Annotated in this window: 17 protein-coding genes and 1 tRNA gene; 6 read left to right on the forward strand and 12 right to left on the reverse strand. The window is 63.5% G+C overall.

What is annotated here, in order from left to right; genetic code table 11:
- Positions 1 to 30: 30 nt before the first annotated feature.
- The 3 genes from ykgO to cpdR all read right to left on the reverse strand — a co-directional run bounded on the left by ykgO (position 31) and on the right by cpdR (position 912).
- Positions 31 to 156, reverse strand: a complete 126-nt coding sequence (gene ykgO / locus AC0CMF_RS18715; RefSeq protein ID WP_019964836.1) for a type B 50S ribosomal protein L36 — start codon at positions 154 to 156, stop codon at positions 31 to 33.
- A gap of 164 nt (positions 157 to 320) precedes the next feature.
- A tRNA-Val gene (locus AC0CMF_RS18720) sits at positions 321 to 395 on the reverse strand.
- A gap of 157 nt (positions 396 to 552) precedes the next feature.
- A complete protein-coding gene (gene cpdR / locus AC0CMF_RS18725) occupies positions 553 to 912 on the reverse strand; it encodes a cell cycle two-component system response regulator CpdR (protein WP_019964837.1) in 360 nt (119 codons plus the stop codon).
- Positions 913 to 1134: 222 nt separating this feature from the next.
- Here cpdR and AC0CMF_RS18730 point away from each other — a divergent pair, with 222 nt between their 5' ends.
- Together AC0CMF_RS18730 and hisN are read left to right on the forward strand one after the other, a co-directional pair.
- Entirely contained in the window at positions 1135 to 2037 is a 903-nt protein-coding gene (locus AC0CMF_RS18730; protein ID WP_019964838.1) for an N-formylglutamate amidohydrolase, read from the forward strand.
- A 340-nt stretch (positions 2038 to 2377) separates the two neighbouring features.
- Positions 2378 to 3172 carry a histidinol-phosphatase gene (gene hisN, locus AC0CMF_RS18735; RefSeq protein WP_058898756.1) on the forward strand — a complete coding sequence of 265 codons (795 nt, stop codon included), beginning with the start codon at positions 2378 to 2380 and terminating at the stop codon, positions 3170 to 3172.
- A gap of 32 nt (positions 3173 to 3204) precedes the next feature.
- On the opposite strand, the gene AC0CMF_RS18740 is transcribed toward hisN, so the two are convergent.
- Both AC0CMF_RS18740 and AC0CMF_RS18745 read right to left on the reverse strand, forming a co-directional pair.
- Complete coding sequence (locus AC0CMF_RS18740) at positions 3205 to 4143, reverse strand: alpha/beta fold hydrolase (RefSeq protein WP_058898755.1); 939 nt, start codon at positions 4141 to 4143, stop codon at positions 3205 to 3207.
- 142 nt (positions 4144 to 4285) lie between these two features.
- A complete protein-coding gene (locus AC0CMF_RS18745) occupies positions 4286 to 4669 on the reverse strand; it encodes a hypothetical protein (RefSeq protein ID WP_050472431.1) in 384 nt (127 codons plus the stop codon).
- Positions 4670 to 4950: 281 nt separating this feature from the next.
- On the opposite strand from AC0CMF_RS18745, the gene AC0CMF_RS18750 reads away from it, so the two are divergent.
- Positions 4951 to 5400: an Hsp20 family protein gene (locus AC0CMF_RS18750; RefSeq protein ID WP_026355768.1), complete on the forward strand. Its 450-nt coding sequence runs from the start codon at positions 4951 to 4953 to the stop codon at positions 5398 to 5400.
- A gap of 82 nt (positions 5401 to 5482) precedes the next feature.
- Here the strand turns inward: AC0CMF_RS18750 and AC0CMF_RS18755 are convergent, their stop codons facing one another.
- The 6 genes from AC0CMF_RS18755 to AC0CMF_RS18780 form a co-directional block, all read right to left on the reverse strand.
- Positions 5483 to 5941, reverse strand: coding sequence for a GyrI-like domain-containing protein (locus tag AC0CMF_RS18755; protein ID WP_374629490.1), 459 nt, complete (start codon positions 5939 to 5941; stop codon positions 5483 to 5485).
- A gap of 189 nt (positions 5942 to 6130) precedes the next feature.
- Positions 6131 to 7186 (reverse strand): threonine aldolase family protein, encoded by a 1056-nt coding sequence (locus AC0CMF_RS18760; RefSeq protein WP_094463545.1) that lies wholly within the window; start codon positions 7184 to 7186, stop codon positions 6131 to 6133.
- A 42-nt stretch (positions 7187 to 7228) separates the two neighbouring features.
- Positions 7229 to 7804 (reverse strand): DoxX family membrane protein, encoded by a 576-nt coding sequence (locus AC0CMF_RS18765; protein WP_058898753.1) that lies wholly within the window; start codon positions 7802 to 7804, stop codon positions 7229 to 7231.
- Positions 7805 to 7922: 118 nt separating this feature from the next.
- The gene (locus AC0CMF_RS18770) at positions 7923 to 8702 is read right to left on the reverse strand and encodes an HvfC/BufC family peptide modification chaperone (RefSeq protein ID WP_472482416.1); all 780 of its coding nucleotides are present in this window, start codon (positions 8700 to 8702) and stop codon (positions 7923 to 7925) included.
- Positions 8695 to 9594, reverse strand: a complete 900-nt coding sequence (bufB, locus tag AC0CMF_RS18775; RefSeq protein ID WP_472482417.1) for an MNIO family bufferin maturase — start codon at positions 9592 to 9594, stop codon at positions 8695 to 8697. Before bufB ends, AC0CMF_RS18770 begins: the two co-directional genes overlap by 8 nt.
- A gap of 79 nt (positions 9595 to 9673) precedes the next feature.
- Positions 9674 to 9973 (reverse strand): BufA1 family periplasmic bufferin-type metallophore, encoded by a 300-nt coding sequence (locus AC0CMF_RS18780; protein ID WP_050472425.1) that lies wholly within the window; start codon positions 9971 to 9973, stop codon positions 9674 to 9676.
- Between the two features lie 653 nt (positions 9974 to 10626).
- Here AC0CMF_RS18780 and gltB point away from each other — a divergent pair.
- Both gltB and AC0CMF_RS18790 read left to right on the forward strand, forming a co-directional pair.
- Entirely contained in the window at positions 10627 to 15363 is a 4737-nt protein-coding gene (gltB, locus tag AC0CMF_RS18785; RefSeq protein WP_472482418.1) for a glutamate synthase large subunit, read from the forward strand.
- Positions 15364 to 15486: 123 nt separating this feature from the next.
- Positions 15487 to 16917: a glutamate synthase subunit beta gene (locus AC0CMF_RS18790; RefSeq protein ID WP_058898749.1), complete on the forward strand. Its 1431-nt coding sequence runs from the start codon at positions 15487 to 15489 to the stop codon at positions 16915 to 16917.
- 129 nt (positions 16918 to 17046) lie between these two features.
- Here AC0CMF_RS18790 and AC0CMF_RS18795 read toward each other — a convergent pair whose 3' ends face one another.
- On the reverse strand, positions 17047 to 17412 hold the full coding sequence (locus AC0CMF_RS18795) for a winged helix-turn-helix transcriptional regulator (RefSeq protein ID WP_050472414.1): 366 nt from the start codon (positions 17410 to 17412) through the stop codon (positions 17047 to 17049).
- A 107-nt stretch (positions 17413 to 17519) separates the two neighbouring features.
- On the opposite strand from AC0CMF_RS18795, the gene AC0CMF_RS18800 reads away from it, so the two are divergent.
- Positions 17520 to 18332: an SDR family NAD(P)-dependent oxidoreductase gene (locus AC0CMF_RS18800; protein WP_374629491.1), complete on the forward strand. Its 813-nt coding sequence runs from the start codon at positions 17520 to 17522 to the stop codon at positions 18330 to 18332.
- Positions 18333 to 18416 lie beyond the last annotated feature (84 nt).

Raw genomic sequence — 18416 nt, forward strand, 5'->3', positions numbered from 1 at the left:
GGGGCTCACGATCCCGCGAGCACCAGCAACTCAGCCCTGACGAGCCTTGAAGCGCGGGTTCTTCTTGTTGATGATGTAGACGCGGCCCTTACGGCGAACCATGCGGTTTTCCCGGTGACGGGCCATCAGCGCCTTGAGAGAGTTCTTGATCTTCATCGTTGTGTCCCCGGAAGGGCCCTGCTGTTCTACTCAAAAGAAACGGGCGCCTGGGCGCCCGCATGGACTTGGTTTCTGGCCAAAAACCCCGGCGCGGATATCGCGCCTGAGGCTTCTTTCCTCACCTGCAGCTGACCGGGCCCTCGCCTTGCCTGCTGCAATAATGGTGGGCGTGACAGGGATTGAACCTGTGACCCCTACGATGTCAACGTAGTGCTCTCCCGCTGAGCTACACGCCCGAAATCTTCGGAACCAAGCGCCGGAGCGCTGCGGTGGTCAGCGATATAACGGGGATCGCCGGACTGTGCAAGACCCCAATCTCAGAACCGTCAAACAATTTTTCAGACGGCACTGACCTGTGGAAAGACGCCTTCCCACATCACTGACCGGCAGCCCTCAGGCTGCCAGCATGCGTTCGACTTCCTGCACAAGGTCCTTCAGGTGGAAGGGCTTGGACAGAACCTTGGCATCTTTCGGCGCATTGGAATCCGGGTTCAGCGCCACGGCCGCAAAGCCGGTGATGAACATGACCTTGAGGTCCGGGTCCAGCTGCGTGGCGCGGCGGGCCAGCTCGATGCCGTCCATCTCCGGCATGACGATATCCGTCAGCAGCAGGGCGAAAGGCTCTTCCCGCAGGCGTTCATAGGCGCTCTTGCCGTTATCAAAGGACACGACATCATGGCCGGCGTTCTCAAGCGCCTTGGCCAGAAAGCGCCGCATATCATTGTCGTCTTCCGCCAGAAGGATTCGCGACATGGTGGACAACCGTCAAACTCCGAAACTCAGGGAAACCACCGCCGGGGGTGGGTGCTCGATGCCAGTTATAATTCCAATCCGCCGTAAAGATAGAGTGAAGCGGGCTTGAACACCGCGCTTTCGCTCATTTGTGGACAGGACTGTTGATTCCTTGGCAAGATAAGGAAACAGCAAGCTTGCGACCGGGCAGGTTTGCCGGCAGAGCGGAAAGCGGTCAGCCCCATGCGCATCATCACCGGCTTCGGAGCGGAGCCCGTCTTTGAACCAGCCTTCGAGATTCTCGCGCCCGCCGACCAGCGCCTGCCTTTCGTGTTCAACTCCCCCCATTCCGGTGTCTGCTACCCGCAGAGCTTTCTCGACGCCTCCCGGCTGGACCGGCTGACGATCCGCAAGTCGGAAGATGCCTTCGTGGACGAGCTGTTCGCCGGCGTGGTGCCGATAGGTGCGCCGCTGCTGCGGGCACGCTTCCCCCGCGCCTATCTGGATGTGAACCGGGAACCCTATGAACTGGACCCGAAGATGTTCGAGGGGCGCCTGCCTGCCTATGCCAATGTGCGCTCGCTGAGGGTGGCTGGCGGTCTTGGCACCATTGCCCGCGTCGTCAGCGAGACCCAGGAAATCTACGCCCGCCGCCTGACCGTGGAAGAGGGCATGGCGCGGATCGAGGCCATCTACAAACCCTATCACTCCACCTTGCGCCGCCTTCTGGCACAGACCCATGTGGCTTTCGGCTACGCGGTGCTGATCGACTGCCACTCGATGCCCTCCACCGTGAGGTGCCAGACCTCCGGCATCCGCCCGGATTTCATCCTGGGCGACCGCTATGGCACCTCCTGCCCCATCGAGCTGACGGACATGGCGGCGGATCTGCTCCGCTCGAAGGGCTACACGGTCAGCCGCAACAAGCCCTATGCAGGCGGCTTCATCACCGAGCATTACGGGCGCCCGGCCAAGGGGCTGCATGCCCTGCAGGTGGAAATCAACCGGGGCCTTTACATGGATGAGGAAACCCATGAGCGGGGCGCGGATTTTGTCCGCGTCGCGGCCGATCTCATGGACTTTGTGCGGGAGCTGACCGCCATGCCCGACAGTGCCTTTTCCGCCTGGTCCATCGCCGCCGAGTAACGCACCTCAAGACAGCGCAGGCTGGCGCGCCCCAGAAAAAAGGGCCGCACTCAAAAGAGGCGGCCCGAGTCTAGGGAGGAAACGCCCAAGGAGGGCGGCGCTACAACGCAACGCGTCGTATCGCGCTGCAATAAGGTCGCATTGCAGCGCACAAACGTCAAGAGGTTCCGCACCTTTCCAAGCGGTTCCCTTTGACGGCATGGCGTGGCGGAGGCTAAAACTGCGGGCACTGCAGCATTTATTAAGTGGCTGAAATAAATGGAAGTCTCCGCGAAAATCCGTATGTTGCGCGGCAGAATGAGCCTCAAACGGCAAGACATGCAAGGAAGGCATATCAGACATGCAAATATCACATGACTTCTATCCCTTCCTCGAAGATCTGGCCAAAGCCTCCAGCGCCGCCATCCTCCCGCATTTCCGCACCAGCCACGGGGTGGAAAACAAGCTCAGCGGCGGCTTCGATCCGGTGACGGTGGCCGACCGCGGCGGCGAAGAGGCGATGCGCGCCCTGATCAACGCCCGGCACCCGGAGCACGGCATTCTGGGCGAGGAATTCGGCAGCGAACGCACGGATGCGGAGCATGTCTGGGTGCTGGACCCGATCGACGGCACCCGATCCTTCATCACCGGCCTGCCCACCTGGGGCACGCTGATCGGCCTGACGACCAACGGCAGGCCCAGCCTTGGCATGATGGTGCAGCCCTATGTGAACGAGGCCTATGCCGGCGACACCAAGTCCGCCTGGTACCGCGGCCCGCTGGGCACGCGGCAGCTCAAATCCCGCGCCTGCGCCAGCCTTGCCGACGCGGTGCTCTTCACCACCAGCCCGCGCATCTTCAAGCCGGTGGAGAAGGAGGCCTATGACCGCATCGAGAAACAGGTCCGCCTCGCCCGCTATGGCACCGATTGCTACGCCTATTGCATGGTGGCGGCAGGCATGGCCGATGTGGTGATCGAGGCCGGTCTGCAGGCCTATGACATCGTGGCTCTTGCCCCCATCATCGAAGGGGCGGGCGGCGTTGTCACCACATGGAGCGGCGGCTCACCGGTCAATGGCGGGCGGATTGTTGCCAGCGGCGATCCGCGCCTGCATGAAATCGTGCTGAAGCAGCTTATGGATGTGCCGCAGACCTGAGCCTTCTCTCCTGAGCCGTCTCTCAGGCGCCTTCATTCCTCGCCGGGGATGAAGGCGTCGAAGGCAGCCCAGAACTGGTCGCGGTAGACGTCCTGCTCCATCAGCAGCTCATGCTCGGCCCCGGGAATCTCGATGAAGCCGGCGGCCCGGATCCGGGTCGACAGCTCTTCCGTTGCCCGGCTTGAGACGATCCGGTCCCGTCCGGCGGTGATCATCAGCACCGGCACGGCCACGGACGGGCCAAACCGCAATTCGCGGAACGACATCAGGCAGCGCACGGCGGCCGCCAGCCAGCCAATGGTGGGCGGCCCGATTTCGAGAGCGGGATTGGCCTTGCCGATTTCCACCATGCGCTCAAAACGCCGCCGGTCGCTCGTCTGACGGTTGGTCTCGAAGGTTTCGGCCTTGCCGTTTCCCCGCCCCGGCACAGGCGCAAGGGCAAGGCCCAGCATGGCCAGAAGCCGCACCAGCCGGAAGATCATCCGTTCCTTGCGGCCAAAATCACTCAATCCGGTGAAAGGTGCCGAAAGCACGGCCCGGGAAATCTGCGTGCGCAGGCGCTCCGTTGCCGAGAGGAACACCGCACCGCCTGTGGAATGGGCCAGCACATAATGCGGCCCCGGACAGTCGGCGAGCGAAATCTGCCTCACCACAGTCTCGAGATCGATACGGTAACGGGAAAAGCTGCTGACATTGCCGCGCTTCAACGAGCCGGGATGGCTGTCGGAACCGCCCTGCCCGCGCCAGTCGAAAGCCACCACGTGGAAGCCGCGCTCCTGCAGCTCCGTGATGACCTCGAAATATTTCTCGATGAACTCCGCCCGCCCCTGCAGCAGGGTCACAGTGCCCTTGAGCTGGCCCGGCTTTGCGGAAAAGCGGGCAAAGCGCAGCCTGACGCGATCCGGCGTTTCAATGAAGCCGGCCACCGCGCCATCAGGGATCGGGTTGCCGGGAATTTCGGTCAGGGTCATCTGGGAAGCCTCGGGCACAAGGGGCAGGCTTCCCAGAGTTACCTTGGCCAGCGCGCCAGCTCAACTGTCTTGGACAGGGAGCAGTATAAGTCAGGGCCCGGAGAGGGAAACTCTCCGGGCCCTGAGATTTACCGGCGGCGGCTTACCAGCGGCGGCCGAGGCGCTGCTGGTCGATGATGCTGCCGTTGTAGGCATTGACCGTCAGCTTGACCGGACCGCTGCGGCGGGACGTGGCGAACACGACATAGACCGGGCCGCGGGCATCGCGCACATCAATCCTTTCGTAGCCACGCTGGCGCAGGCTGCGATGGACATCACGGGCGGAGAGCCGGACATCACGGCGGCCCCAATCGCGGCCGCGGTCCGGACCACGGCCCCAGTGCGGGCCACGGCCATCGATCTGCACGACAGGTGCGCCCTGACCGGCGCGAAGTTCAATGGACAGGCCGGAGGAGGCCTGAGCCGGAACGGTGGCGAGAGCTGCGGTGGCGGCAATCACGGTGGCGGAGATGAGGGTCTTCAGCATGGTATGCTCCTTTCTTCCTGTCTGCGGCTGGCGGTGTTTCTCTGCAGTGCCGGCCTGTTGTGAAGAAGATGCACCCTGGCGCTTGAACCAAAACGGAAGGCGTTGTTCATCCGCCGTTCATCTGCACCGGCAGGGGGGTGCCAACGGGTCTTGAAACCGCCGGAGCCCCTCCCTACCTCATTGCTGCAGGCGCCAGACGGGCCTGCGGAACGGCCGGTTTCCCGCCTGAATTGGGGGAGCACCGGCACATGCATTCAGTTGCTCATGAAGAGGACAGAACCATGCGTCATTTTGATCTCAGCCCGCTTTACCGCTCCACCGTCGGCTTTGACCGGCTGCTCTCGATGCTCGACAGCGCCACCTCCGACACCCCGAGCTATCCGCCCTACAACATCGAGCGGACGGGCGAAAACACCTACCGCATCACCATGGCCGTTGCCGGTTTCGGCAATGACGATCTCTCGATCGAGGCCAAGGAACATGCGCTGACCGTAAAGGGCGAGAAGAAGTCCGAGGAAACCGCCGGTGAAGTGCTCTACCGCGGCATCGCCTCACGCGCTTTCGAGCGCCGCTTCCAGCTCGCCGAATATGTGAAGGTGGAAGGCGCCCATCTGGAGAACGGCCTGCTGCACATCGATCTTCTGCGCGAAATCCCCGAAGCGATGAAGCCGCGCAAGATCGAGATCAATGCTGCCGGCACGCCGAAGCAGATCGAGGCGAAGGCCCACTGAGGCCATCGTTCAAAACGCTCCGCAGAGCGCGGGGACAAGAGACAGGACAGAAGCGCCCGGCCCCGCTGGGCGCTTTTTCCGTTCAGCGTGCCAGTTCGAACTGGATCTCGATACGGCCGAAGCTGGCACCTGCCCCTCGCCAGTCATGGTAGATTTCCCGGCTCTGGCCTGAAAGGACATGGCGGGAAGCCTCGATATCCTGCAGCAGCGGACGGTATCCTTGCGTAAAGAGGCTGCGCAGCGGACCCATGTGCACCGCTGAAGCCACCATCACCGGCTCCAGATGCAGAAAATCCAGCGGCCCGTCATAGGTTTCTGCACCGGTGACAGGCAGACAGATACGCCAGTCGAACTCTGTCTTTCCATCGCGCGGCAGGCCCTGTGCAATGAAGATCCAGGGAGCGGCAGAGACAAGCCCATGCCGGTGGCAGTCAGCTTCAATCACGGGGGCGAGCTCTGCAGCAGCGGCTCCCACATCGGGAATCCGCAGCCGCCGGGCAATCGACAAGACCCGCAAGTCTTCGGTTGGGTGAATCTTCATGGCACGATCCTCACTGGCCGGGCGGACCGCGTGAAGGATCCGCACCGCAACGACTCAAGGCCTGCAAGGCTAGAACAAGACTGGAAAAGGCAAACCCGGATTGCAGAATACACTTCCAAAAGAGCAGAGAAATCCGAAGCCTGAGGAAAAATTATCCTACACGATGCGCAAAGTGCTCCGCTGGCTCTATCAGCCGGCGGCCAGTGCCAGAAAGCGTTCGACTTCCTCTTCCGTCGTGGCGAAGGAGCAGACGAGCCGCAGCAGCGCTTCATCGGCGCCCGGTGCGGTGTGGCCTTCAAGACCGGCGGGCGGCCATTCGCGGATGACGGCGCCTTCGGCCCTCAGCCGGTTGATCACATGGGTGGGCAGCACGGGGAAGACCTCGTTCGCCTCCACCGGCCAGGCGAGCCGGGCAAAGCCGGAGCGGACAAGGCCATCAGCCAGACGGCGGGCCATGGCATTGGCATGGCGGGCATTGTCCAGCCAGTGGCCGTCTTCCAGATAACCCTCGAACTGGGCCGCCACAAAGCGGCTCTTCGACAGGATATGCCCGGCCCGCTTGCTGAGATAGCGGAACTGGCTGCCCTCGCCCGGATTGAAGAAGATCACCGCCTCGGCACACCAGCAGCCGTTCTTGGTGCCGCCGAAGGACAGAACATCCACGCCCGCGCGCCAGGTAATGTCCGCTGCCGAACCGCCGCTGGTGATCAGCGCATTGGCAAAGCGGGCGCCGTCCATGTGCACAACGATGCCGCGCGATTTGGCCACATCGGCCAGAGCACGGATTTCCTTCGCGGTATAGACGGTGCCGCATTCGGTTGCCTGGGTCAGGGAGAGACCGGCCACCTGACCGCTGTTCAGCTCCCCATCCGGGTGCTCGGCCATGGCATTTGTGAGAACAGCCGGCGTCAACTTGCCATTGGCACCGGGAAGGCCGCGAATCTTCTGGCCCATGGTCAGAAACTCGGGCGCGTTGCCCTCGTCATTGGCCACATGCGCCGTGGCGTGGGCAAAGACCACACCGCCGGGCTTCGCATAGGCCGAGAGCGCCAGCGCGTTGGCGGCCGTGCCGGTCGGCACAAAGAAGACCTCGACGTTACATTCGAAAAGCTCGCTGAAGCGGGCCTTGACCGAAAGCGTCAGCGGATCGCCGCCATAGGCCGGAGCAAGCCCGGTGGAATGGCGGGAGAGGGCGGCGGCGACCGGTGCGCTGGCACCGGCCCAATTGTCACTGGCAAATATCATGCAGTCACACTATCCGCCGCAGCCCGTGCCTTGCAACTGCTCTCAATAATATCGCGCCCGCCGGGCCAGCGCGCGGCGCAGGACCCAGTCAACGGAGAAGCGCCCCGGCCCGTAGATGGTCAGCACCAGCAGCAGGAAGCCCCAGAGCAGGCGCTGATCGGCAATCATCGACGAGGGATTGCCGTCAAACATCGCGCCGATGGCCGTTGCATCGGCCCCAAGCTGATAGACATCCACATAGGACATGACCGCGATGAAGCCGATCATGCCGAGGCTGGCCGCCCGGGTGAACAAACCAATCGTGATCAGCGCCGGCAGGATGAATTCGGCCCAGGTCCCGGCAATGACGATCACATGATAGGGAAAGAAGGCGAGCTTGCTGGTGTCATAGCTCACCGCTTCCATCATCGACGGCAGGATCTGCGCAAAGGCGCCATCAGACGGATGAAGGAACCCCAGAACGCCCGGCCCGATCTTGGTGAGGGCGGAATTCCAGAAGTAAAACAGAAGCACGCTGGCAAAGACAAAGCGCCCGGCAAGGCCGATCAGCCAGCCGTGGCTGGCCCGTTCCAGCCCGGCGAAAAAGCCATTGTACAGACGGATGAAGAAATCAAACATTGTGTCCCTCCCGGACAGTTCCGGGTGTCATACCAAGCCCGTGCGGCGTCTGAGCATTTTGCGGGGCGTGATGCGTCAGCGTGGCAAGGCTTGGTGTTAGAGTGCATCCGGATAAAATTTACGCAAGGTCAATTTGGCATTCACAAGCTGCACCGCTGCGCAGCAACAGGCCAATGGCGGTAGCAAGATCAAAGGCCGGATCAACAGTCAGCGCGCTGCCTGCGGCTTCTGCGAGACCATCGCCAGCTGCCAGCGCCGCCACAAAAGCCACATCCCCCGCCAGCAAGGGGTGAAGAATGACGTCAATGCCCGGCCGGGTGAGGAGTACACTCTGCCCCTGCCCCGGATCAACCTCTACGCCCCCGTCAACTTCGAACCGGTTGGCCCTGACCAGATCCAGCACCGGGTAAGACGACACAATCAGGCGGCAGGCCGGGTGCAGCGTGAAGCGCAAGGCGCCCAGCTGCTCCGGCGGCACAGCGGCAAGCTGGGCCGGATCGAGCGGCGCCCGGTCTGCCGCGTGATAGGCCTCGAGCCAGGCCCATTCCAGCCGGGCCACATCCGGCAGATAAGGATAGCCTGCCAGCGGCGGGAACCCTGCAATGAAGCCGGCAAAGCTGCCGCCATAGGTCAGAAGCACGGGCGATGACGGCGGCTCGGCGCTCACATAAAGCCGTGCGAGCGCCCGGAAATATTCTTCTCCCAGCAGCCGCACCAGCGCCGGATAGGTCGCCATCAGCGCCTCGGTCAGGCTGACGATGACATTGTTGCGGTAAACGCCGAAACGCTTGGGCGCAGGGGCGCCGTCCGGACCGGTCACATCCTGCGGCACCGGCAGGCCGGCCCGCATCAGCGCCGCCGCAAAGTCTGCGCCGGAGACAGAGGCCCGCTCAGCCATGACGCAGCAGCCCCTGCGGCCGGGCCTCATGCCGAAGTTGGGCCATGATCTGCTCCGCCTCCTGCACCTGCCCCAGCAGCACCGGCCAGGATGGCACGTTGTTGTCCCACTCGATCAGCACCGGCAGCGGGCCGGTCCGCGCCATGAGATCCGCGAAGAGGTTCCAGACCGCTTCATCCACCTCCCGGTCGTGGGCATCGATCAACAGCGGCCCGCCCTCGTCATCCGTGTCCGGCGCGTGGCCACCGAGATGAATCTCGCCCACATGTTCAATGGGAAAAGCCGACAGATAGTCCCGCGCATCGCGGCGGTGATTGACGGCTGAGACGTGAACATTATTCACATCCAGCAGCAGCCCGCAGCCGGTGCGCCGGACAATCCCGGCCAGAAAACTCAGTTCATCCATTTCACTGGAGGCAAAGGCCACATAGGTAGAGGGGTTTTCCAGCAGCATCCGCCGCCCCAGAACCTCCTGCACCCGGTCAATATGGTCGCAGACCACATCCAGCCGCGCCTGTGTGTAGGGCAGCGGCAGCAGATCATTGAGGAACACGGTGTCATGGCTGGACCAGGCCAGATGCTCGGAGAAGGAGGCTGGCTCATAGCGTGTGCAAAGATGCTTCAGCCGGGCAAGATGGGCTTCATCCAGCGGGCCATCGCCGCCGATCGACAGACCCACGCCATGCAGCGAGATGGGATAGTCCGCCCGGATCCGCTCCAGATAATGATGCGGCGCGCCGCCTGCGCCCATGTAGTTTTCCGCGTGGATCTCGAAGAAGCCGACATCGGGCTTCTGCGAAAGAATTTCGGTGTAATGCTCCGGCTTCAGCCCCGCCCCACCGCGCTGCGGCAGGGTGAAACTGAGGTCCGCCGTCTCCTGCAGCCCTGTCATGATGGCAATCGCTCCCCCGCAATGCGGCTTCCGGCGGCACGCGCCGGAAGCCTTGATCCTGCATTCCAGTCCTGCAGCCTCAGGACTTCGGCAGATCGCGGTCCAGCTCGGTCAGCGAGCCCATGCGGCCATCCGGCAGCTTCATCTCCGTGCAAGTGCCTGCAGGCACCAGCGTCCAGGCGTTACCCTGATAGTCGACCGTGGACGTGCCGGCGCAGGTCGTGCCCGGACCGGCCTTGCAGTCATTCTTGCCGGCGAGCGACACGCCGTAGCATTTTTCCTTGGCCTGTGCGCCAGCTTCTGTCGGCGCAGTCACGCCAGCCACCGCCGCCGCCACAGCGCTGGCCACCATTGCCGCAGAAAGAAAGGTCTTGCTCATTTTCGTACCTCGTTTCATCCGTCCCGGCTCCCCCGATGGCGCCGTGTAGCGGATGACCAGCATCCTGCTCCTTTCCCCTGACGCGGGAAAATCAAAGCCCCGTGACGGCGGAGGCATGCGCTGATGCCGGGAGAGTGAACGGCAATCGTGAAACTTTGTTGCTCATTCCGCCGCAGCCCGTTCCGAAAATGAACCTGGCGCTGCAAATGGCGAAACAAAATGAATTTTAATCCTTATAAACGGTCTTGCCCCCCCGGGGGAAATCTGGCATGTTCCCCCGGCTCGGAATAGGGCAGGAATACTGTCCCTTTTTTCGAGCCCCGAGGTTACTCGCTGGGCCGTGGCCAATCCGCGGCAATCGCCGGATATGGGGGAGGCACCACAGACACCGGCACCTCATGCGGGAACCTGCGGACAGGCTCCGGACTGCCTTGCAGCCCCGTGCGGCAGGCAGAAAAAGGGCATCACCGGCGAAGCGGGAGGCTTGCTTTCGCCAGAAGACGGTTCGCTTTGTGGAAGCGAAGCGTTAAAACTACGACAGAGCCGCGGCACAGGCTGAGGGAGATCTGCGTGTCTTGCCCCCAAGAGGGGAAAGGTGCGCACATGCGACCTGAGGACGGCTGCGGAAACACTGGATTACAGTGAGGGCGCATATGATGAAGAGTGAGCTGACCACCAGCACAGCCATGGCCGTAGCAGGGCGCGAGGGAGCGGAAAAAGCTCGCACCGCGACCACTATCGCCACGCGTCTGCGCGAGGCGGCAGATAAAGGGCTCTACAATCCTTCTCGCGAACACGACGCCTGCGGCGTCGGCTTCATTGCGCATCTCAAAGGCCAGAAATCGCACAAGGTCGTCGCGGACGGCCTGAACATCCTTGAAAACCTCACCCACCGCGGTGCGGTTGGCGCCGATCCGCTGATGGGCGACGGCGCAGGCATGCTCGTGCAGATCCCGCATGACTTCTTCAAGGCCGAACTGTCGGCGCAAGGGGTGACCCTGCCGGAGCCGGGCCAGTATGGCGTCGGCTTCCTGTTCCTGCCGCAGGACGCGGCCCTGCGTGCCAAGTGCGTGGAGATCGTCGAGCGCGTTGTCGCGGCTGAAGGCCAGAAGGTCCTCGGCTGGCGTGACGTGCCGGTCGACAACTCGTCCCTGTCGAAGGCACCGGACATTGCCGCCACCGAGCCCTATTCCCGCCAGCTCTTCATTGGCGCAGCCGAGGGCATCGACCAGACCACCTTCGAGCGCCGGCTGTTCATCCTGCGCAAGGTGATCTCGAATGTCGTGCGCGCCGAGAGCGACGCGGTGAAGCACGGCTTCTATGTGGTCTCCATGTCCAGCCGCACGCTGGTCTACAAGGGCATGTTCCTGGCCTATCAGCTGGGCGCCTATTACAAGGACCTGAAGGACGAGCGCTTCACCTCAGCCCTGGCGCTCGTGCATCAGCGCTTCTCCACCAACACGTTCCCGTCCTGGGATCTCGCCCACCCCTACCGCATGGTGGCGCATAACGGCGAGATCAACACCCTGCGCGGCAACGTCAACTGGATGGCCGCCCGTCAGGCGTCCGTGTCCTCGCCGCTGTTCGGCGACGACATCACCAAGCTGTGGCCGATCTCTTACGAAGGCCAGTCGGACACCGCCTGCTTCGACAACGCGCTGGAATTCCTCGTCATGGGCGGCTACTCGCTGGCCCATGCAGCGATGATGCTGATCCCGGAAGCCTGGGCCGGCAACCCGCTGATGGACGAGAACCGCCGCGCCTTCTACGCCTATCACGCCGCCATCATGGAGCCGTGGGACGGCCCGGCCGCCGTGGCCTTCACCGACGGCCGCCAGATCGGCGCGACGCTGGACCGCAACGGTCTGCGTCCGGCCCGCTACATCGTCACCGATGATGAGTATGTCATCATGTCCTCGGAAGTGGGCGTTCTGCCGATCCCGGACGAGAAGATCGTCAAGAAGTGGCGCCTGCAGCCGGGCAAGATGCTGCTGATCGACCTGCAAGAAGGCCGCATCGTCTCCGATGACGAGATCAAGCGCCAGCTGTCCACTGCCAACCCCTACAAGGACTGGCTGCACCGCTCGCAGATCGTGCTTGAGGACATGCCGGGCGTGCGCGAGCGCGCTCCGGTGGCCGGTGAAAGCCTCCTCGACCGCCAGCAGGCCTTTGGCTACACCCAGGAAGACATCAAGCTCTTGATGCAGCCGATGGCAACCGTGGGTCAGGAAGCCGTGGGCTCCATGGGCACGGACACGCCGATTTCGGCGCTCTCCGACAAGTCGAAGCTGCTTTACACCTACTTCAAGCAGAACTTCGCGCAGGTGACGAACCCGCCGATCGATCCGATCCGCGAAGAGCTGGTGATGAGCCTCGTCTCCTTCATCGGCCCGCGCCCGAACCTGTTTGACCTCAAGGGCCTGTCGCACGCCAAGCGCCTGGAAGTCCGCCAGCCGATCCTCACCAACGAGGATCTGGAAAAGATCCGCCGCATCGGCGACATCGCGGACAACCACTTCTCGGCCAAGACGCTCGACATCACCTATTCCGCCGCTCGCGGCGCCGAGGGCATGGAGGATGCGCTGGAGGAACTGTGCCAGCGGGCCGAGAAGGCCGTGCGGCATGGTGACAACATCATCATCCTGTCCGACCGCCTGATCAGCCGCGCCCGCATCGCCATTCCGGCGCTGCTGGCCACCGCGGCCGTGCACCATCACCTGATCCGCAAGGGCCTGCGCACCTCTGTGGGCCTCGTGGTGGAGACAGGTGAGGCGCGCGAGATCCATCACTTCTGCGTGCTGGCCGGCTACGGCGCCGAGGCGATCAACCCGTATCTCGCCTTCGAGACCCTGCTCTCGATGCATCACGAGATGGACTTCCCCGAGGAAGTCGATGCCGATGAAGTGGTCTACCGCTACATCAAGTCCATCGACAAGGGCATCCTCAAGGTCATGTCCAAGATGGGCATCTCGACCTACCAGTCCTATTGCGGTGCGCAGATCTTCGACGCCATCGGCCTGTCCTCCGCCTTCGTCGAGAAGTACTTCTTCGGCACGGCGACGACCATCGAAGGCATCGGCCTGAAGGAAGTGGCGCAGGAAACCGTCATGCGCCACCAGATGGCCTTCGAGGATGTCGCCATCCTGCGCCGGTCGCTGGAAGTGGGCGGTGAATATGCCTACCGCATCCGTGGCGAGAGCCACATGTGGACGCCGGATTCCATCGCCACCCTGCAGCACGCCGTGCGCGGCAACCTGCCGGACAAGTACCGGGAGTTCGCCGAGCTTTCCAACAAGGAAACCGGCCGCTTCTCGATCCGCGGCATGTTCCGCATCAAGAGCGCGGAAGAGCTGGGCCGCAAGCCCATCTCCATCGGCGAGGTGGAACCGGCCGAGAAGATCGTCCGCCGCTTCGTCACCGGCGCCATGTCCTTCGGCTCGATCAGCCGCGAGGCGCATACCTCGCTCGCCATTGCCATGAACAAGATCGGCGGCAAGTCGAACACCGGTGAAGGCGGCGAGGAAGCCGAGCGCTTCAAGCCGCTGCCGGATGGCTCGATGAACCCGCAGCGCTCGGCCATCAAGCAGATCGCCTCCGGCCGTTTCGGTGTCACCACCGAATATCTGGTCAATGCCGACATGCTGCAGATCAAGGTGGCCCAGGGCGCCAAGCCCGGTGAAGGCGGCCAGCTGCCGGGTCACAAGGTGGATGCGGTCATCGCCAAGGTGCGTCACTCGACCCCGGGCGTGGGCCTGATTTCGCCCCCGCCGCACCATGACATCTACTCGATCGAAGATCTGGCGCAGCTGATCTACGACCTGAAGAACGTGAACCCGGAAGCCGACATCTCCGTGAAGCTGGTGTCGGAAGTGGGTGTGGGCACGGTGGCCGCAGGCGTTGCCAAGGCCCGCGCCGACCACATCACGATCTCCGGCTATGACGGCGGCACCGGCGCTTCGCCGCTGACCTCGATCAAGCATGCCGGCAGCCCCTGGGAAATCGGCCTTGCCGAAACCCAGCAGACGCTGGTGCTCAACGGCCTGCGCTCCCGCGTGGCGCTGCAGGTGGACGGCGGCCTGAAGACCGGCCGTGACGTGCTCATCGGCGCCCTGCTGGGTGCGGACGAGTTCGGCTTTGCCACCGCGCCGCTGATCGCCGCAGGCTGCCTGATGATGCGCAAGTGCCACCTCAACACCTGCCCGGTTGGCATTGCCACCCAGGATCCGGTGCTGCGCAAGCGCTTCAAGGGCACGCCGGAGCACGTGATCAACTACTTCTTCTTCGTCGCGGAAGAACTGCGCGAGCTGATGGCCTCTCTCGGCGTTGCCGACCTCAACGAGATCATCGGCCGCTCCGACTTCCTCGACAAGGAAACCGCCATCGACCACTGGAAGGCGAAGGGCCTCGACTTCGGCCGCATCTTCTTCCAGCCCGAGGCAACGCCCGAAGAGACCCGCTGGACCCAGCGCCAGGAGCATCCGATCACGGATATTCTGGACCGCCGCCTCATCGCGGCCGCCCGTCCGGCGCTGGAAGACAAGACGCCGACCATCGTCGAGGAGACCATCTGCTCGGTCGACCGGTCTGCCGGTGCCATGCTCTCGGGCGAAGTGGCCAAGCGCTACGGCCACAAGGGCCTGGCGGCGGATACGTTGAAGATCAACCTGAAGGGCACTGCCGGTCAGGCCTTCGGCGCCTTCCTCGCCCGCGGCATCACCATGGAACTGCGGGGCGATGCCAACGACTACGTCGGCAAGGGCCTGTCGGGCGGCAAGATCATCGTGCGTCCCTCGGACAAGGCACGGATCGTGCCGGAAGAGTCCATCATCGTCGGCAACACCGTGCTTTACGGCGCGACCGAGGGTGAGTGCTACTTCCGCGGCGTTGCGGGCGAGCGTTTCGCCGTGCGCAACTCCGGTGCGATTGCGGTGGTCGAGGGCGTAGGTGACCACGGCTGCGAATACATGACCGGCGGCATCGTCGTCGTCATCGGCCAGACCGGACGCAACTTTGCAGCCGGCATGTCGGGCGGCATCGCCTATGTGCTGGATGAGGAAGGCAACTTCTCCTCCCGCTGCAACCTTGCCATGGTCGATATCGAGCCGGTGGCCGAGGAAGACGACCTGCTGGAGAAGCTGCACCACCATGGCGGCGACATCGAGCACAAGGGCCGCGTGGACGTGACGGGCGACATGACCCGCCACGACGACGAGCGCCTGCGCCAGCTCCTGCTCAACCATGTGGCCCACACCGGCTCCACCAAGGCTCAGGCGATCCTGGATGCCTGGGATGTGTACAGGCCGAAATTCGTCAAGGTGATGCCCGTCGAGTACCGCCGGGCCTTGCGCGAGATGGAAGAAAAACGGCTCGGCATGGTGGCGGCGGAATAAGCCCGCCACCTGCGCCCGGCCCTCGCGGCACACGCTGAGGGCCGGCACCACCCGGCAACAGCGCCGTCTCCCGGACGAACGGTCGAGGCGGCTGAGGACGAAACGAGTTTTGAGGAGGTCACCTTGGGCAAGGTCACCGGATTTATGGAAATCGACCGGCAGGAGCAGAAGTACCAGCCGGCATCCGACCGCATCCGCCATTTCCGCGAGTTCACCCTGCCGCTGAACCAGGGCGAGGTCGAGCGTCAGGCGGCCCGCTGCATGGATTGCGGCATCCCCTATTGCCACGGCCCCACCGGCTGCCCCGTGCACAACCAGATCCCGGACTGGAACGATCTGGTCTATCAGGGCGACTGGGAACTGGCGCTGCGCAACCTGCATTCGACCAACAACTTCCCGGAGTTCACCGGCCGCGTCTGCCCCGCCCCGTGCGAGGAGGCCTGCACGCTGAACCTCGAGGACGCCCCGGTCAACATCAAGACGGTTGAGCAGGCGATTGCCGACAAGGGCTGGAAGGAAGGCTGGATCCGCGCCGAACCCTCCGCCACCAAGACCGGCAAGACCGTTGCCGTCATCGGCTCCGGCCCGGCCGGCATGGCCGCTGCCCAGCAGCTGGCCCGCGCCGGGCACACGGTGCATGTCTATGAGCGCGAGCCCAAGGCCGGCGGCCTGCTGCGCTATGGCATCCCGGACTTCAAGATGGAAAAGCGCCACATCGACCTGCGCGTCAAGCAGCTGGAAGAAGAAGGCGTCACCTTCCACTATGGCGTCAACGTCGGTGTCACCGTCACCATGGAAGAGCTGTCCGAGCGCCATGACGCCGTGATCATCTGCGCCGGTGCCGAGCGTCCGCGGGATCCGGGCGTCTCCGGCATGGAGCTGGAAGGCTGCCACTGGGCCATGGACTATCTGGTCCAGCAGAACCGCCGCGTCGGCGGCGAGGATGTCTCCGGCGAGGCCCCGATCTGGGCTGCGGGCAAGCATGTGGTCGTCATCGGCGGCGGCGACACCGCCTCCGACTGCGTCGGCACGGCCTTCCGTCAGGGCGCCCTGTCGGTGACCCAGCTCGACATCCGCCCGATCCCGCCGCTGAAGGAAGACAAGCTGACCGTGTGGCCCTACTGGCCGACGAAGTTCCGCACCTCTTCTTCGCAGGCCGAAGGCGCCGAGCGTGAATTCTCCGCTGCGACCCTGGGCCTCGTCGGCGAGGACGGGCACATCGTCGGCGTCAAGTGCGCCCGCGTGGACGAAAAGCGCAAGCCGATCCCCGGCACGGAGTTCATCCTGCGCGCTGATCTGGTGATGGCCGCCATCGGCTTCTCCGGCCCGCGCCTCGACACCTTCATCGCCGAGCTGGACGGCAAGCTGGAGCTGGATGGCCGCACCAACGTGAAGGCCAACACCGAGGACTACAAGACGAGCTATGCCAACGTCTTTGCCGCCGGCGACGTCCGCCGTGGCCAGTCGCTGGTCGTCTGGGCCATCCGCGAAGGCCGCCAGGCCGCCCGCGCCGTGGACGAATTCCTCACCGGCTCCTCCAACCTGCCCCGTTGAGCAGCAGGCGGAACAGCGCAATCCCCAGGAGCGGCCCCCGGGCCGCTCTTTTTGTTTTGGGATAAGGCCCACTCTCCGGCCGGGGCCGCCACCGTCCGGTCCTGCGCGGCCAGCCCCGCCGCAAGCCGTCTAAGGCTTCGTGTCAAACCGCTCCTGTGCAGCGGCAAGATCGCCTTGATGCGCAACGGCCCAATCATAAAGAGCTAGAAATGGATCCTGCAGCGTCCGGCCCAGCGGCGTGATCGAATATTCGACGGCAACCGGCGACGTGGCTGTCACCGTCCGCTGCACCAGCCCGTTTCTTTCCAGCTTGCGCAGCGCCTCAGTCAGCGCCTTCTGGGTAATCCCGTCGAGGCGGCGCTTGAGAGCATTGAAGCGCTTCGGCTCCTCGCAGAGAAAGGTCAGGATCAGAATAGACCACTTGTGGGCTATTTGTTCGAGCACCGGCCTGACGCCAGGAAGTGTTTCGAGAACACGCTCTTCTGTATAGGACATCCGGTTTCCTTGACGATACCTAGGATACATTAAGTGCGTAATTGACACTTAGTACACGATATATACCTGTGTTGAGGCAATTCGTCATCCTCATAAGGAAAATCGCCTTGACACATTCAAACCTCAAGAAACCCGGAACAGCCATCGTGACCGGAGCGTCCTCCGGGATCGGCAAAGTCTATGCCGAGCGTCTTGCGGCGCGCGGATATGACCTCGTGCTGGTTGCCCGGCGGCAGGACCGCTTGCAGCATATTGCCGGGGATCTGCAGCAACGGTTCCCGGTTTCCGCCAGGGCGCTGGCCGCCGATCTCACCACCGCTGAAGGGGTCTCTGCGGTGACGCAGCTCCTGTCGGATGATCCTTCCATTTCACTTGTCATCAACAATGCCGGCTTCTCCGCTCTGAAGCCTCTCACACAGACACCTGATGCCACAATCGAGAGCATGATCGCCCTGAACATTACGGCCCTGACCGCCCTGTCGAAAGCCGCGCTCGCGGCGTTCAAGGGCCGCAATGCCGGAACGATTGTCAATATCGGGTCCGGCGCCGGTTTCAGCCCCTATCCCGGCATTCCTGTTTACGGCTCCACCAAGGCCTATGTGTTCCTCTTCACCCAGAGCCTGCAGCACGAAGCCGAAGGCACTTCGGTCAGGGTGCAGCTGGTGCTGCCCGGTGCGGTCATTTCCGAAGGCTGGGAAGTCGCCGGAGGCGCAGACCTTGAGCCTCTGCCGGAGGCAATCGTCATGACCACGGAGGATTGTGTCGATGCGGCGCTCTCAGGCCTCGAACAAGGGGAAACCATCACCGCACCGTCGCTGCACGACACGTCTCTGCTGTCGGACTACGTTGCTCTGTCCGGCAGGCTGTTGCAGGCGATGTTTGATGGCAAGCCTGCCGAACGCTACAAGCTGGCCAGATAGCAGCTGCCGGCGCAGCTGGTGACCTCAGGCTCCAGCGGGTTGCGGCAACCGGCGGCCTTGTTCAAAGGCTGCCGCAACTGACAC

Source organism: Pannonibacter sp. CBAS1226, from assembly GCF_055685825.1.

Excerpts from the sequence above, each read along its gene's own strand:
- AC0CMF_RS18750 (WP_026355768.1), top strand. The coding sequence starts at position 4,951 with ATGCGTCATTTTGATCTCAGCCCGCTTTACCGCTCCACCGTCGGCTTT.
- hisN (WP_058898756.1), top strand. The coding sequence starts at position 2,378 with ATGCAAATATCACATGACTTCTATCCCTTCCTCGAAGATCTGGCCAAA.
- bufB (WP_472482417.1), bottom strand. The coding sequence starts at position 9,594 with ATGACAGGGCTGCAGGAGACGGCGGACCTCAGTTTCACCCTGCCGCAG.
- cpdR (WP_019964837.1), bottom strand. The coding sequence starts at position 912 with ATGTCGCGAATCCTTCTGGCGGAAGACGACAATGATATGCGGCGCTTT.
- AC0CMF_RS18765 (WP_058898753.1), bottom strand. The coding sequence starts at position 7,804 with ATGTTTGATTTCTTCATCCGTCTGTACAATGGCTTTTTCGCCGGGCTG.
- AC0CMF_RS18770 (WP_472482416.1), bottom strand. The coding sequence starts at position 8,702 with ATGGCTGAGCGGGCCTCTGTCTCCGGCGCAGACTTTGCGGCGGCGCTG.
- gltB (WP_472482418.1), top strand. The coding sequence starts at position 10,627 with ATGATGAAGAGTGAGCTGACCACCAGCACAGCCATGGCCGTAGCAGGG.
- AC0CMF_RS18730 (WP_019964838.1), top strand. The coding sequence starts at position 1,135 with ATGCGCATCATCACCGGCTTCGGAGCGGAGCCCGTCTTTGAACCAGCC.
- AC0CMF_RS18780 (WP_050472425.1), bottom strand. The coding sequence starts at position 9,973 with ATGAGCAAGACCTTTCTTTCTGCGGCAATGGTGGCCAGCGCTGTGGCG.
- AC0CMF_RS18755 (WP_374629490.1), bottom strand. The coding sequence starts at position 5,941 with ATGAAGATTCACCCAACCGAAGACTTGCGGGTCTTGTCGATTGCCCGG.
- AC0CMF_RS18745 (WP_050472431.1), bottom strand. The coding sequence starts at position 4,669 with ATGCTGAAGACCCTCATCTCCGCCACCGTGATTGCCGCCACCGCAGCT.
- ykgO (WP_019964836.1), bottom strand. The coding sequence starts at position 156 with ATGAAGATCAAGAACTCTCTCAAGGCGCTGATGGCCCGTCACCGGGAA.
- AC0CMF_RS18760 (WP_094463545.1), bottom strand. The coding sequence starts at position 7,186 with ATGATATTTGCCAGTGACAATTGGGCCGGTGCCAGCGCACCGGTCGCC.
- AC0CMF_RS18740 (WP_058898755.1), bottom strand. The coding sequence starts at position 4,143 with ATGACCCTGACCGAAATTCCCGGCAACCCGATCCCTGATGGCGCGGTG.
- AC0CMF_RS18795 (WP_050472414.1), bottom strand. The coding sequence starts at position 17,412 with ATGTCCTATACAGAAGAGCGTGTTCTCGAAACACTTCCTGGCGTCAGG.